This is a genomic window from Citrobacter sp. MNAZ 1397 (assembly GCF_023613995.1).
GTDB lineage: Bacteria > Pseudomonadota > Gammaproteobacteria > Enterobacterales > Enterobacteriaceae > Phytobacter > Phytobacter ursingii.
This window is the reverse complement of sequence record NZ_JAKIVH010000001.1, coordinates 303,769-317,443: the sequence shown is the minus strand read 5'-3', so window position 1 is coordinate 317,443 and position 13,675 is coordinate 303,769. Positions and strand designations below refer to the sequence as shown.

13 protein-coding genes are annotated in these 13,675 nt (G+C 55.2%); 2 read left to right on the top strand and 11 right to left on the bottom strand.

Annotated elements, in window-relative coordinates; genetic code table 11:
- Positions 1-117: 117 nt before the first annotated feature.
- Positions 118-1,332: a beta-ketoacyl-ACP synthase I gene (gene fabB / locus L2097_RS01325; protein WP_047369418.1), complete on the bottom strand. Its 1,215-nt coding sequence runs from the start codon at positions 1,330-1,332 to the stop codon at positions 118-120.
- 159 nt (positions 1,333-1,491) lie between these two features.
- On the opposite strand from fabB, the gene mnmC reads away from it, so the two are divergent.
- Positions 1,492-3,492 carry a bifunctional tRNA (5-methylaminomethyl-2-thiouridine)(34)-methyltransferase MnmC2/FAD-dependent 5-carboxymethylaminomethyl-2-thiouridine(34) oxidoreductase MnmC1 gene (gene mnmC / locus L2097_RS01320; RefSeq protein WP_250351980.1) on the top strand — a complete coding sequence of 667 codons (2,001 nt, stop codon included), beginning with the start codon at positions 1,492-1,494 and terminating at the stop codon, positions 3,490-3,492.
- A 243-nt stretch (positions 3,493-3,735) separates the two neighbouring features.
- Here the strand turns inward: mnmC and L2097_RS01315 are convergent, their stop codons facing one another.
- From L2097_RS01315 to prmB, 6 genes are read right to left on the bottom strand one after another with little or no spacing between them, the layout of a single operon-like run.
- Complete coding sequence (locus L2097_RS01315) at positions 3,736-4,014, bottom strand: YfcL family protein (RefSeq protein WP_047369416.1); 279 nt, start codon at positions 4,012-4,014, stop codon at positions 3,736-3,738.
- Between the two features lie 13 nt (positions 4,015-4,027).
- Positions 4,028-4,576 (bottom strand): elongation factor P hydroxylase, encoded by a 549-nt coding sequence (locus L2097_RS01310; protein WP_085007283.1) that lies wholly within the window; start codon positions 4,574-4,576, stop codon positions 4,028-4,030.
- Entirely contained in the window at positions 4,573-5,385 is an 813-nt protein-coding gene (locus tag L2097_RS01305; protein WP_047369414.1) for a sulfite exporter TauE/SafE family protein, read from the bottom strand. Before L2097_RS01305 ends, L2097_RS01310 begins: the two co-directional genes overlap by 4 nt.
- On the bottom strand, positions 5,385-6,206 hold the full coding sequence (mepA, locus tag L2097_RS01300; RefSeq protein WP_047369413.1) for a penicillin-insensitive murein endopeptidase: 822 nt from the start codon (positions 6,204-6,206) through the stop codon (positions 5,385-5,387). Before mepA ends, L2097_RS01305 begins: the two co-directional genes overlap by 1 nt.
- A 3-nt stretch (positions 6,207-6,209) precedes the next feature.
- The gene (gene aroC / locus L2097_RS01295; protein ID WP_047369412.1) at positions 6,210-7,295 is read right to left on the bottom strand and encodes a chorismate synthase; all 1,086 of its coding nucleotides are present in this window, start codon (positions 7,293-7,295) and stop codon (positions 6,210-6,212) included.
- 35 nt (positions 7,296-7,330) lie between these two features.
- Positions 7,331-8,263: a 50S ribosomal protein L3 N(5)-glutamine methyltransferase gene (gene prmB, locus L2097_RS01290; protein ID WP_047369411.1), complete on the bottom strand. Its 933-nt coding sequence runs from the start codon at positions 8,261-8,263 to the stop codon at positions 7,331-7,333.
- 163 nt (positions 8,264-8,426) lie between these two features.
- Here prmB and smrB point away from each other — a divergent pair, with 163 nt between their 5' ends.
- Positions 8,427-8,978: an endonuclease SmrB gene (smrB, locus tag L2097_RS01285; RefSeq protein WP_047369410.1), complete on the top strand. Its 552-nt coding sequence runs from the start codon at positions 8,427-8,429 to the stop codon at positions 8,976-8,978.
- A 65-nt stretch (positions 8,979-9,043) separates the two neighbouring features.
- On the opposite strand, the gene sixA is transcribed toward smrB, so the two are convergent.
- From sixA to L2097_RS01265, 4 genes are all read right to left on the bottom strand, one after another.
- Positions 9,044-9,529 (bottom strand): phosphohistidine phosphatase SixA, encoded by a 486-nt coding sequence (gene sixA / locus L2097_RS01280; RefSeq protein ID WP_047369409.1) that lies wholly within the window; start codon positions 9,527-9,529, stop codon positions 9,044-9,046.
- 209 nt (positions 9,530-9,738) lie between these two features.
- The gene (gene fadJ / locus L2097_RS01275) at positions 9,739-11,886 is read right to left on the bottom strand and encodes a fatty acid oxidation complex subunit alpha FadJ (RefSeq protein WP_250351979.1); all 2,148 of its coding nucleotides are present in this window, start codon (positions 11,884-11,886) and stop codon (positions 9,739-9,741) included.
- Positions 11,886-13,196 (bottom strand): acetyl-CoA C-acyltransferase FadI, encoded by a 1,311-nt coding sequence (fadI, locus tag L2097_RS01270; RefSeq protein ID WP_250351978.1) that lies wholly within the window; start codon positions 13,194-13,196, stop codon positions 11,886-11,888. The genes fadJ and fadI overlap by 1 nt, the downstream gene beginning before the upstream one ends.
- Positions 13,197-13,359: 163 nt before the next feature.
- A complete protein-coding gene (locus L2097_RS01265; RefSeq protein WP_039079828.1) occupies positions 13,360-13,644 on the bottom strand; it encodes a YfcZ/YiiS family protein in 285 nt (94 codons plus the stop codon).
- Positions 13,645-13,675: the final 31 nt, after the last annotated feature.

Genomic DNA, 13,675 nt, shown 5'->3' with positions numbered 1-13,675 from the left:
AACGCTTACGCATTATCAGGACGACAATGTTGCGCAGGAAGTTTGCCTGCCCGTGTCGCGGCTTGTCAATGCATAAAAAAAGGGAACCCATTGGCTCCCTTTTTAATATTCAGACGATTACTTGAGCTTACGCATCACCAGCGTGGCGTTAGTACCGCCGAAACCGAAGCTGTTGGACATAACCGTGTTCAGCGTCGCGTCAGTCGGTTTGGTGACGATATTCAGGCCAGCAGCCTGCTCATCCAACTCGTCGATATTGATGCTCGGCGCGATAAAGCCGTGTTCCAGCATCAGCAGAGAGTAGATAGCTTCCTGCACGCCAGCTGCACCCAGAGAGTGACCGGTCATGGCTTTGGTCGCAGAGATAGCCGGGCTGTTGTCGCCGAACACTTCACGAATCGCGCCCAGTTCTTTCACGTCGCCTACCGGAGTAGAGGTACCGTGAGAGTTCAGGTAATCGATTGGGGTATCAACATCGTGCATTGCCATCTTCATGCAGCGCACTGCGCCTTCACCTGACGGCGCGACCATGTCAGCGCCATCCGACGTTGCGCCGTAACCCACAATTTCAGCATAGATGTGCGCGCCACGAGCCAGCGCATGTTCCAGCTCTTCAACCACAACCATACCGCCGCCGCCTGCGATGATGAAGCCATCACGGTGCGCGTCATAAGTACGGGACGCTTTTTCCGGGGTTTCATTGTATTTGGTCGACAGCGCGCCCATTGCGTCGAACTCACAGGCCATTTCCCAGCCCAGCTCTTCGCCGCCGCCAGCAAAGACGATGTCCTGCTTGCCCAGCTGAATCTGCTCAACGGCGTTACCGATGCAGTGTGCGGAAGTGGCACAGGCGGAACTGATGGAGTAGTTCACACCGTGGATTTTAAACGGGGTGGCGAGGCACGCGGAAACCGCAGACCCCATTGCTTTGGTCACCACATACGGACCAACAGCTTTCAGGCCGCGCGGGCTGCGCATAGCATCCGCACCGAAGACCTGCGCTTTTGAAGAACCGCCGGAACCGGCAATCAGGCCGACGCGCGGATTGTTCTGGTAAACGTCTGCGCTCAGGCCAGCATCCGCAATCGCTTCTTGCATGGAGAGATAAGCATAGATAGAGGCATCGTTCATGAAACGAACCACTTTACGGTCAATCAAACCGGTCGTATCCAGTTTGACGTTACCCCATACGTGGCTGCGCATTCCGGAATCTTTGAATTCCTGAGAGAAAGTGATCCCTGAGCGTCCCTCACGCAGAGAGGCCAGGACTTCCTGCTGGTTATTACCGATGCTGGAAACGATGCCCAGGCCAGTAATCACTGCACGTTTCATTCAATACCCCTGTAAGTCGCACTAATTTAAGTTTTCGTGTCGCAAGATAGCGTACAGTTGTACGCCGAACAAGTCCGATCAGACAATTAATGGGTAAATTTGCGCCCTGAGACGCACATCGTTAAGATCGTGGCACAGCCTGTCCGCCGAGTAACTTACGTGAAACAAACCGCTATACAATCTGCCAACCTGGAATTCAACGCTGAGGGTACACCTGTTTCCCGAGATTTCGATGACGTCTATTTCTCAAATGATAACGGGCTGGAAGAGACCCGCTATGTTTTTCTTGGTGGTAACGGTATACCCGAGCGTTTCGTCGCGCATCCCCGCCCGCTGTTTGTCGTCGCGGAAAGCGGTTTTGGCACCGGGCTCAATTTCCTGACCCTCTGGCAGGCGTTTGATGCCTTTTCCCGCGCCAGTCCGCAGGCTACCCTGGAAAGATTACATTTCATCAGTTTCGAAAAATTCCCTTTAACGAAAGACGATCTTCGCCTGGCGCACCAGCACTGGCCCGAGCTGGCCCCCTGGGCGGAACAACTGCAGCAGCAGTGGCCGTTGCCTTTTGCCGGTTGCCATCGCCTGTTACTGGACGGCGGTCGCGTGACCCTGGATTTATGGTTCGGCGATATCAACGAATTGACTGAAACGTTAGATGATTCGCTCAATCAACAAGTTGATGCCTGGTTCCTCGACGGCTTTGCGCCGGCGAAAAACCCGGATATGTGGACGCCCGGGCTGTTTAACGCAATGGCAAGGCTGGCGCGTCCCGGCGCGACGCTGGCCACTTTCACCTCCGCTGGTTTTGTCCGCCGTGGGTTGCAGGACGCCGGGTTCACCATGCGCAAAAGCAAAGGGTTTGGCCGTAAGCGGGAAATGCTCACCGGGGTGATGGAGAGCGCCATCCTGCCCGCGCTGCGTATGCCATGGTTTGCCCGCACTGGCACGAAAAAGCGCGCGGTTGCAATTATCGGCGGCGGTATCGCCAGCGCGCTGCTATCGCTGGCCTTGTTACGTCGCGGCTGGCAGGTCACGCTCTACTGTGCCGATGACGAACCCGCACAGGGCGCTTCCGGCAATCGGCAGGGCGCGCTGTATCCACTGCTCAGCGCGCACGACCCGGCGCTGGCCCATTTTTTCCCCGCCGCGTTTACCTTCGCCCGCCGCCTGTATGACACTCTGCCCGTCGATTTCGATCATCACTGGTGCGGTGTCACTCAACTGGGATACGACGAAAAAAGTCAGCAAAAAATTAGCCAGATGCTGACGCTGGGCCTGCCGGACGCCATCGCCCATGCGGTCAGCGCCGAAGCGGTCGCGCAAACGACGGGGGTAGAAACCGGCTGCGGCGGCATTCATTATCCGGCGGGGGGCTGGCTGTGTCCGGCGCAATTAACAGCGTCAGCGCTGGCATTAGCCCAGCGTCAGGGATTATGCGTGCACTACGGCCACCGGGTGACAAACCTCGCTCAACAGGATGGCAAATGGCGGCTGGATTTTGCCGATAGCAGCCAGCGCACTCATGACTGCGTCGTACTGGCTAACGGTCACCACATCAGCCACTTTACTCAGACCGAAAAACTGCCGGTTTACCCGGTTGGCGGACAGGTCAGCCATATTCCCACAACGGCGGCACTGAGCGACCTGCGTCAAGTACTCTGCTATGACGGTTATCTGACGCCGCAAAACCCGCGCAATCAGCATCACTGTATTGGCGCAAGCTACCACCGTGGACAAGAGGAAGCCACCTACAGCGAGGAGGATCAACAGCAAAATCGCCAGCGTTTGCTGAACTGCTTCCCGCAGGCGCAGTGGGCGATGGACGTCGATGTCAGCGGCGGTGAGGCGCGCTGCGGTGTGCGCTGCGCAACCCGGGATCATCTGCCGTTAGTCGGGAATGTGGCGGATTACGCGGCAACGCTGGATGCCTATGCCACTCTTGCGCAAGAGAGAACGGATATGATAAGCGCACCGGTTTTTGACGGGTTGTTTATGCTTGGCGCGCTCGGCTCACGTGGATTATGCAGCGCGCCGCTGGCGGCGGAGATTCTGGCCTCGCAAATGAGTGAGGAGCCGTTGCCGCTGGATGGTGAAACACTGGCAGCGCTGAATCCTAATCGCTTATGGGTGAGAAAGTTGTTGAAGGGAAAACGGGTTAAGTGAGCCCGGGTGCGATGAGCCACCCAGGCCACGTTCACAGGTTCTGTCGCGACAGAAAAGCAAAGACCATAAGGTGAACGGAATGACCACCAGAGCCGCAGTTTCCCCCTCACCCTGGCCCTCTCCCTCAGGGAGAGGGAACCGATCGAGCTTGCATTTTTGTCGGGATCCCTCTCCCCTCTACGATCGGGCACCGAACCCGTAGCCCGGATAAGGCGTTTATGCCGCATCCGGGATCGGTGCTTCTTACTGTGCTTGCGCCTTTCGGAACAGCGTGTCCCACATTCCCAACACCAGCGCCTGATCCGGCGGAGAGAGCTCGCCCGCCTGAATGGCTTTTTCCAGACTCGCCGACACACGGTCATGCAGCGCCGCGGATGAGTGGTCTTCACCCGCTTCCAGTTCTGCGACCGCCAGCGTCAGATGCCCACGCAGATAACCGCCAGCAAACAGCTCATCATCACTGGCGTGCTCTACCATGTCATCAATTAACGCCAGAATGCGCGATTCAAATTCTGCGATCATCTTCTTTCCTCAGTTATAAATCTTCCGGCCATGGGAAGTGTTCCGCCTTTAGCTCAGGCGTGTGATAGTAATCTTGCAGCGCTTTAATAAAACGCGCCGGACGCGCCGGGATCCCTTTGTCGAGATATTCCATCACCTGCGCATGCACGCGGCGCTGGAATACAACGCGGTCCGGTTCAAAATCCCCTTCCAGGTTGTCACAACTGACGTTAAACGGATAACCCGCCGCCACACAGAACAGCCAGTCAAAAGCCTGCGGTTTAACCTCAACGTCCTCAAACTGACACTGGGTCGCCGCATCACGCCCATCCGGGCAGTACCAGTAACCAAAGTCCACCCGCTCGCGACGGGCTTTCCCGGCGATACACCAGTGGGAGATCTCATGCAACGCGCTGGCGTAGAACCCGTGAGCGAAGACGATCCGGTTATAAGGGACTTCTTCATCAGCAGGAAGATAGATCGGTTCGTCGTCGCCTTTAATCAGACGGGTATTAAAATCGTCGGCAAAACAGCCGTCAAAAAGGGTGATCAGTTGTTCGTAATGATGTGTTGTTGTGTTCATGCACTCACCCCCAGAAACTGGAGGATCTCCTGCCCATGGCTGTCATAAAGTAATTTTGCGCTCATCACTGCCGAGACGATAACAATCATCGGGCGAATGAGTTTTTGACCTTTGCTGAGCACCAGACGTGAGCCCATACGCGCGCCCAGAAACTGGCCCGCCAGCATCACAAACCCCGTTGCCCAGATAACCTTGCCGCCAATAATAAACAGCAACAGCCCGCCAATATTGGAAGTGGCATTCAGCACCTTGGCGTGCGCGGTGGATTTAGCAAGGTTAAAACCCGCCAGCGTGACAAACGCCAGCGCATAAAATGACCCGGCGCCGGGACCAAAAAAGCCATCGTAGAAACCCACGCAGCCGCCCGCCACCAGCGCAAAAGGCAGGCCATGCAGCCGACGTTGACGGTCTTCTTCACCCAGTTTTGGCATTAACAAAAAGTAGAGACCGATACAGATAATAAGGACCGGCAAAATCTGGCGCAGAATATCAGACTGAACATGCTGAACCAGCAGCGCGCCCGACGTTGAACCAATAAAGGTCATCAGAATATTGAGTTTCTGATCGGCAAGACTCACCACTTTACGGCGCAAAAAATAGAGCGTGGAAGAGATGGAGCCACCGCAGGCCTGCAGTTTATTGGTAGCCAGCGCCTGCGCCGGGGTCATACCGGCGGCCAGCAATGCAGGCACGGTCAGTAAACCACCGCCACCCGCTAACGCATCAATGAATCCCGCCAGCGTGGCGACCAGAAAAAGCACCACCAGAAGCAGTGGCGACACCATAAATATCTCTTGAAATGCATCCATTACAATACGTGCTCATCCAGTAATGCCTGACAGGAAGCAGGCAGCGGCGGGGGTGTCGTCTTCTCAGGCGTCGTAGAAGGTTTGGCCGGTTTGAACCAGCTTTGCAATTCCGCACCACAGCCGTCGCCATCTGGTGGCAAAGGCTGATCCTGGCACTCAAGGCTATCTGCCGGGCAGCGCAAACGGACATGCATATGCGCGCGATGCTGGAACCAGGGGCGCACTTTCCGCAGCCAGTCGCGGTCTGTACCGGCGTCCAGACACAGCTGCTGCTTAATGGCCGGGTTGACGAAAATGCGCGTCACATCATTATCTTTCGCCGCCAGCTTAATGAGGCTGGTAATTTCGGGTTTCCATAACGAAGGCACTACCTGCTTGCCATCGCTGGAAACCAAATCCAGTGCCTGCGGTTTTAACAATTGCGCTGCGGTCCAGCGTGCTTTTGGCAGTTGCAGAAAAATGTCCACATCCAGCCCCGTCTGGTGACTGGCGTGACCGCCGTTAAAACGTCCGCCGGCCGGCATACCCATATCGCCCACCAGCACTGTCCCAAGCCCCAGGTTATGCACCTGATTACCCAGACGCTGAATAAACAGAATCAGGTCCGGATGACCAAAGTAGCGTCGCTGATCGGTACGCATCACCTGATAGGTATCGGATTGCAGCGGCAGTTCATGCGCGCCAACAATACAGCCATTCGAGAAGGCGCCGATCGATTGCGTTGCGCCCGCAACTGGATGGGTGATTTTCTGCCAGGGCGTTGCCGCCTGGCAGGTCAGCGTTGCGAAAAACGCCAGCAGCGCAATTGCAATTCTTTTCATTGGTTACCAGCGAGGAATAGTGGTCGTCACATCGCCATTTTGCGCACGCTGACGCATAAAATGGTCCATCAGCACAATGGCCAGCATCGCTTCGGCGATCGGTACCGCGCGAATACCGACACACGGGTCGTGACGTCCTTTGGTAATCATCTCTACTTCTTCGCCAAAGCGATTAATCGTGCGCCCCGACACGGTAATGCTTGAGGTCGGTTTCAGTGCGATATGGGTAACGATCTGCTGCCCGCTGCTGATACCGCCCAGAATGCCGCCCGCGTGGTTGCTCTGAAAACCGTCTTTGGTGATTTCATCGCGATTCTGGCTACCGCGCAGGTTGATCACGCCAAAGCCGTCGCCAATCTCAACGCCTTTAACCGCGTTGATGCTCATCATCGCATGGGCGATATCGGCATCCAGACGATCAAATACCGGCTCACCGAGGCCTGCCGGCACACCGTCCGCCACAACAGTGACTTTCGCGCCGATCGAGTCGCCCTCTTTTTTAAGCCCGCGCATCAGTTCGTCCAGCGCGTCGATTTTGTCCGGATCCGGGCAGAAGAACGGATTCTGTTCGACCTGTTCCCAGTCTTTCATCTCCAGCGGAATATCCCCCATCTGGGTCAGACAGCCACGGATCACGATGCCGAATTTATGCGCGAGGAATTTTTTGGCAATTGCCCCAGCCGCCACACGCATTGCGGTTTCACGAGCCGAGGAACGGCCACCGCCACGATAGTCGCGCAGGCCATATTTTTGCTCGTAAGTGTAATCAGCATGCCCCGGACGGAACACATCTTTGATTGCGCTGTAATCCTGGGAGCGCTGATCGGTATTCTCAATCAGCAGGCCGATGCTGGTACCGGTGGTCACGCCTTCAAACACGCCGGAGAGAATTTTCACCTGATCCGGCTCACGGCGTTGGGTGGTATAGCGTGAGGTTCCGGGGCGGCGTCGATCCAGGTCATGCTGGAGGTCGGCTTCGGTCAGTGGAATGCCCGGCGGTACACCATCGACGATGCAGCCCAGCGCGATGCCGTGCGATTCGCCGAAGGTCGTTACGCGAAAGAGTTGTCCAATAGTATTTCCTGCCATCACGGCTCCGTTGTCGTCGTTATGTTATTAGCGTTTTAATCTTTATAAATGCTGAAATGTTGCTGTGCGGCCAGCAACTGCGCTTTGGTCAGCATGAAGACACCGTCACCGCCATTATCAAATTCAAGCCAGGTGAACGGCACATCCGGATATTGTTCCATCAGATGTACCATGCTGTTGCCCACTTCACAAATGAGCACACCATTATCGGTAAGGTAATCCGCCGCACACGCCAGAATGCGGCGCGTCAGTTTCAGACCGTCGCTACCGGAGGCCAGCCCCAGCTCCGGCTCATGGCGATACTCTGACGGCAGATCAGACATATCCTCTTCATCAACATACGGCGGGTTGGTCACAATCAGGTCGTACTGCACTTTCGGCAGGTCACGGAACAGGTCGGAGCGAATCGGCGTGACGTGATGAATCAGCCCGTGGTCTTCAATGTTGTGTTCTGTTACCGCCAGCGCATCCGGGGAGATGTCCACCGCGTCCACTTCCGCCTCCGGGAAGGCGTAAGCGCAGGCAATGGCGATACAGCCGCTACCGGTACACATATCCAGAATGTGCTGCGGTTGTCCGTCGATAAGGCCGGCGAAGTGGTTATTGATCAGTTCACCAATCGGCGAGCGCGGCACCAGTACGCGCTCATCAACGTAAAACTCATGGCCGCAGAACCAGGCTTTATTGGTGAGATAGGCAACCGGGATACGTTCATTGACGCGGCGAATGACGCGCTCAACGATACGGTGACGTTCGCTGGAGGTCAGGCGCGCGTTGCGCATCTCTTCCGGTATATCCAGCGGCAGGTAAAGGGTTGGCAATACCAGTTGTACGGCTTCATCCCACGGGTTATCCGTACCGTGACCGTACCAGATATTTGCCGCGCTGAATCGGCTTACCGACCAGCGCAACATGTCCTGAATGGTATGCAGTTCACTTACTGCTTCATCAACGAAAATTTTATCCATCTTATCCTCCAGGACACGCTCGCAAGAAATTCGGCGGCTAGTTTGCCATGAAGACGGCGATAAATCAGCATTGTCGCTTCGCGTCGCGGCCTAAAAATGCATTTTGCTGAACAGCAGGGAGCGAGTCGGGTACACTAAAAGAAATAAAAGATGAGATGCGCAGATGAAAAAGAAACCATCGCTTAGCGAGGAGGAGCAGACGCTGTTCCGACAATTGATGACCGGCACGCGTCAAATAAAACAGGATACGGTAGTGCACCGCCCGACACGTAAAAAAATCACTGAGGTTCCGGTGAAGCGCCTGTTGTCGGAGCAGGCAGATAACAGCCATTATTTCTCTGATGAATTTCAGCCATTGCTGAATACCGAAGGGCCGGTGAAGTATGTGCGCGACGATGTCAGCCATTTTGAACTCAAGAAGATCCGCCGCGGTGATTATTCCCCGGATCTGTTTCTTGACCTGCACGGCTTAACGCAGCTACAGGCCAAGCAGGAACTGGGGGCGCTGATCGCCGCCTGCCGACGTGAACATGTCTTTTGCGCCTGCGTCATGCACGGGCACGGTAAACATATCCTTAAGCAACAGACGCCTCTCTGGCTGGCACAGCATCCGCATGTAATGGCGTTTCACCAGGCTCCCAAAGAGTACGGTGGCGATGCTGCGATACTGGTGTTGATTGAAGTCGAAGAGTGGCAGCCGCCAGAGCTTCCCTGAACGCAACGGACAGACAGAAACGTAAAAAGCCGCACAAGTGCGGCTTTTTTTCACGGTCCGGCGAATCAGATTGCTTTTGGCATTCTCAGGTTGCAGGGACTCATTTGCCAGTTGTAAACGCCTTTACCGCTCTCATCCAGCGTCACGCTGGCAATCGCGGAGGTGGTAAACATTGGCGGTGTTTCACCCGGGCAAAGCTCGGACACCAGATAACCCACCAACGGCAGGTGAGAAATCACCAGCACGGAAGAGGTACCTTCGTTTGCCAGCGCCTGGAGATAGGCACTGACCAGACCAACATCACCACAAGGGGTCAGTTCGGGCAGGACATCCACGTTGTCGGGCAGGTTCATGCATTCACCCACCTCACTTAGCGTCTGTTCAGCACGAAGAAACGGGCTGACCAGAACACGTTCGACATCCACTTTTTGACCTTTCAGCCAGGTTGCCATCTGACGCGATTCGTCACAACCACAAGGGGTTAAGGGACGAACTGAGTCGCTGGCTGCATCGAGGGCTGCATCGCCGTGACGCATGATAAAAACTTGCATATTGCACCGCTTTTGTTAACCAGAAGCATTAACACTCCCCGCGTGAACAGTTCCATTACGACAGGAAATATCAATGGCCGGGCATTTTGCCTGATCCATTCGATGAATGAAACGCTGTTTTTTACCTCAATGGCGTAAGTATAGTCAATGACTGTTTACAAAATAACCATCGCTGTTTCATTTAAAGCTGGATTTACCCTTTTTTGACCTTAACTTACAAAATCAGTTTCCTTCTTGCCCCAAAAAGTTTCGCCTCGTTCAGCCATTTGTAACAAAAGCTGACAAGGAGCAAAACGTTCCCCATAAAGCGAAGCCAGGCGCTGTAGAGTTGCGACAATATCACCCGCGCCAAGGGTATCCATATAGCGGAACGGGCCGCCCAGGAAAGGCGGAAAACCGATGCCAAACACCGCGCCAATATCACCATCGCGCGGGCTGCGGATCACCTTCTCGGCGAAGCAGCGTGCAGCCTCGTTAAGCATCATCATGACGCATCGTTCGGCAATCTGTTCTGCCGATAATTTGCCTGTGCCAGAAGCCCCCACAAGCGGGTAAATTGCCGGGTCAGGCTGTTTCTTGCTTTTACGCCCTTTCTTACCGTAAAGATAGAAACCACGCTCATTTTTTCTGCCTTTGCGATCGTCATTCAATATTGCAGAAACGACGCTTGCAGGGGCGCTAAAACGGTCACCGTAGGCAGCCTCCAGCACAGGGATAATTTTGGTCCCCGTGTCGATGCCCACCTCATCCAGAAGTTGGATAGGGCCGACAGGAAAGCCAAATTTTACCAGCGCTTTATCGATATTCTCGATACGTTCCCCTTCGCTCAGCAGTCGCATCGCTTCGCTCATATAAGGCGCCAGAATACGGTTCACGTAAAAACCCGCTTTGTCCGCCACGACAATCGGCGTTTTACCCTGCTTCTTGGCCAGTTTCACCACTGTCGAAATGGTCTGTTCATCGGTGCCGGCATGGGGAATAACTTCCACCAATGGCATCTTCTCCACCGGGCTAAAAAAATGTAATCCGATAACGTTACCGGGGCGCGCCGCTTTGGCAGCAATATCGCCGATGGGCAACGAAGAAGTGTTGGAGGCAAAAATGGTCTGCGGCGCGCACTGTGCTTCAACCTCCGCGACCATCTGTTGCTTAAGGTTCAAATCTTCGAAAACGGCCTCGATAACCACATCCCGATGGGAAAAACCGCTGTAGTCCGTGGTACCGGAAATGCGGGCCATTTGCGCGTCACGTTCAGCAGATTTGAGATGGCGGCGACGCACCTTTTTATCAAGCTGTTCCCAGCTATATTTCAGCGCGTGGTTAATACCTTTCGGATTAATATCTTTTATGCGAACAGGAAGGTTACCCTTCCCTGCCGTCACGTAGGCAATTCCGCCGCCCATCAACCCGCCACCGAGAATACCGACAGCACGAAGCGGACCGGCCGCAACCGGGCTGCCAGGGTCTTTTTTTACCTCAGTGCTGATAAAGAAAATATGCCGTAGCGCCTGTGATTGCGGCGTCATTGCCAGCTGACCAAACGCGCGCGCCTCCGCATCATAGCCACTGCTACTGCCCTGACTTAAACCCGTTTCGATAACATTCAAAATACGGGTCGTCGCGGGGTAATTGCCCTGGGTTTTTTGCTCTGTTTTTTTTGCGACCATGCGGAATAACAGCGCACGTACCAGCGGCCCGGCCAGCAGGCGTTCACGTACCGGCAGGCTGCGGCTGGCAGGACGACCTTGTGTAGCAAGCTCTGCGGCGGCATCCAGCAAGATAGAAACCGGCACGACATCATCCACCAGCCCCGCTTTTAACGCCTGACGCGCGCGCAGTTGCTTACCAGTAAGGATCATCTCCAGCGCGGTGCTTACTCCGACCAGACGCGGCAGTCGCTGGGTACCGCCGGAACCAGGCAACAGCCCAAGCTGAACTTCAGGCAGCCCTAAGACCGTCTTCGCATCATCGGTACAAATACGGCGGTGACAGGCTAATGCCAGTTCCAGCCCGCCGCCCAGGCATGGACCATGAATGGCGGCGATCACCGGGATCGACAGAGCGTGGATCTCGGCCATGATCTGTTGCCCCTGGCGCGCCAGATCTTCGGCCTCTTTGGCCGTTTTGCAGCGATCAATCATATTGATGTCCGCACCGGCGATAAAATTATCTGGTTTTGCGGAAATGAACACCACGCCACGTATCTGTTTATTTTCGCGGATTTGTTTGAGAATGGCGCGAACCTGGCTGCCAAACTCGGCTTTTAGCGTGTTCATCTTTTCGCCGGGAACATCAATGCTGACAACGGCAACATTGTCCGGGCGGACACTGAGTGTAAATGCTGAGGTCATCTCCATTATTCGGCCTCCAGAACCATAGCTGCCCCAAGCCCACCTGCGGCACAGGCAGTGACCAGACCAAATCCACCGCCGCGTCTGCGCAGTTCATGCAAGGTTTGGGTGATCATCCGCGCCCCGGTCGCCGCAAAGGGATGCCCGTAAGCAATCGATCCCCCCAACACGTTAAATTTGCTGTCATCCACCTCGCCCGTTGCCTGTGTCCGGCCTAATACATTGCGGGCAAAGCGCTCGCTGGCCATCAGTTTCAGGTTGGTCAGGGTTTGCGATGCAAACGCTTCGTGCATATCCAGTAAGGTTAAATCCGCCATCGTCAGCCCCGCCCTGTCGAGTGCCAGCGGCGTCGCCCAGGCGGGCCCCAGCAACATGTCCTGCTGTACGTCAATGGCGGTGAAGGCATAACTTCGCAGGTATCCCAAAGGCTGCAAACCCAGCTCTTTCGCCCGCGACTCGGTCATCAGGATCACCGCTGCCGCACCATCGGTGAGTGGCGTGCTGTTCGCGGCGGTCACAGTACCGTGTCGGCGATCAAAGGCCGGACGCAGTTTGGCATAGTCCGCGAGGCTGGAGTTTTGCCGGACATTATTGTCCTGGGTTATCGGTTCGCGAAAAGGTGGTGCATAGGCGGTCATCACTTCATCCGCCAGCTTGCCTTCCGCCCAGGCCTGTGCCGCATACTGGTGAGAACGATGGGCTAACGCATCCTGTTCCTGACGCGTGATGCCGTAGGTTTTCGCCATCTGCTCTGCGGTATCCCCCATGCGTAAACCGGTGGAATATTCTGCCACCGCAGGCGGCACTGGCAAGAGATCACGTAGCCGTAAACGGGAGAAGAGCTTTAGTTTTTGTCCTGCACTGCGGGCTTTGTTGGCATCGACCAACACACGTGCCAGTTTTTTGCTCACGCCGATGGGCAATACAGAAGAAGAATCAGCACCACCCGCGATACCCGCGCGAATCGTCCCCGCCATCAGGCTTTCGGCAACGTTTGCTACGGCCTGGAAACTGGTGGCGCAGGCGCGGCTCACACTGTAGGCATCGGTATGCACACTCATGCCCGTTCCTAGTACGATTTCTCTTGCGATATTAGGGGCTTCCGGCATTTGCACCACCTGGCCAAAAACCAGTTGTTCAATGATTTCCGGCGGGATTTCACTTCGGGCAAGGAGCTCGCCCACCACCATTTTGCCAAGATCGATAGCCGGGACACCGTGAAATACCGTTGCCTGACGGGCAAATGGCGTACGTAATCCACTGACAATGGCGATGCGGTCGCCCTGACGGGTGACAAGCGGTAATGCCTGACTCATAACACTCCCCTGTTAACAGCATGATGCACTAGTGGTCTGACCTGATAACAGTCTTAACTAATTATTTACATTTAGCCAATGAGGGAAAGAAAAAAGTGGGAGGTAAAACACAGAGATGATTGAAAAAAACGCTCCCGCAGAAGCAGGAGCGCAGGCAGGAAGATTAACGCAGACCCAGCTGGAAAATCAGGGTTTCCGCTTCGCAAGCAAAAACAAAATCGATATCCAGACGCACACCGCCGTCAACCTCAGTGAACGTCGAAGTGATTTGGCATGGATCTGACTCTACGCCACGCGCGCGCGCCGTCAGCGCAGCCAGTGTCTCTTCTGCATCGGTGCGGTTTGTGAACACACGGCTATAAGAGGCGGTGCAATCGGAGTTGTCCATGATGGTACCAACATCCATACAGCAGCAAACCGGGGTTTCATCAGCACTGCATTTACTCATTGTGATTTCCTCTGAATTCGCACCCAAGGTG

Excerpts from the sequence above, each read along its gene's own strand:
- fabB (WP_047369418.1), bottom strand. The coding sequence starts at position 1,332 with ATGAAACGTGCAGTGATTACTGGCCTGGGCATCGTTTCCAGCATCGGT.
- L2097_RS01315 (WP_047369416.1), bottom strand. The coding sequence starts at position 4,014 with ATGATCGCAGAATTTGAATCGCGCATTCTGGCGTTAATTGATGACATG.
- L2097_RS01310 (WP_085007283.1), bottom strand. The coding sequence starts at position 4,576 with ATGAACACAACAACACATCATTACGAACAACTGATCACCCTTTTTGAC.
- L2097_RS01305 (WP_047369414.1), bottom strand. The coding sequence starts at position 5,385 with ATGGATGCATTTCAAGAGATATTTATGGTGTCGCCACTGCTTCTGGTG.
- mepA (WP_047369413.1), bottom strand. The coding sequence starts at position 6,206 with ATGAAAAGAATTGCAATTGCGCTGCTGGCGTTTTTCGCAACGCTGACC.
- aroC (WP_047369412.1), bottom strand. The coding sequence starts at position 7,295 with ATGGCAGGAAATACTATTGGACAACTCTTTCGCGTAACGACCTTCGGC.
- prmB (WP_047369411.1), bottom strand. The coding sequence starts at position 8,263 with ATGGATAAAATTTTCGTTGATGAAGCAGTAAGTGAACTGCATACCATT.
- smrB (WP_047369410.1), top strand. The coding sequence starts at position 8,427 with ATGAAAAAGAAACCATCGCTTAGCGAGGAGGAGCAGACGCTGTTCCGA.
- sixA (WP_047369409.1), bottom strand. The coding sequence starts at position 9,529 with ATGCAAGTTTTTATCATGCGTCACGGCGATGCAGCCCTCGATGCAGCC.
- fadJ (WP_250351979.1), bottom strand. The coding sequence starts at position 11,886 with ATGGAGATGACCTCAGCATTTACACTCAGTGTCCGCCCGGACAATGTT.
- fadI (WP_250351978.1), bottom strand. The coding sequence starts at position 13,196 with ATGAGTCAGGCATTACCGCTTGTCACCCGTCAGGGCGACCGCATCGCC.
- L2097_RS01265 (WP_039079828.1), bottom strand. The coding sequence starts at position 13,644 with ATGAGTAAATGCAGTGCTGATGAAACCCCGGTTTGCTGCTGTATGGAT.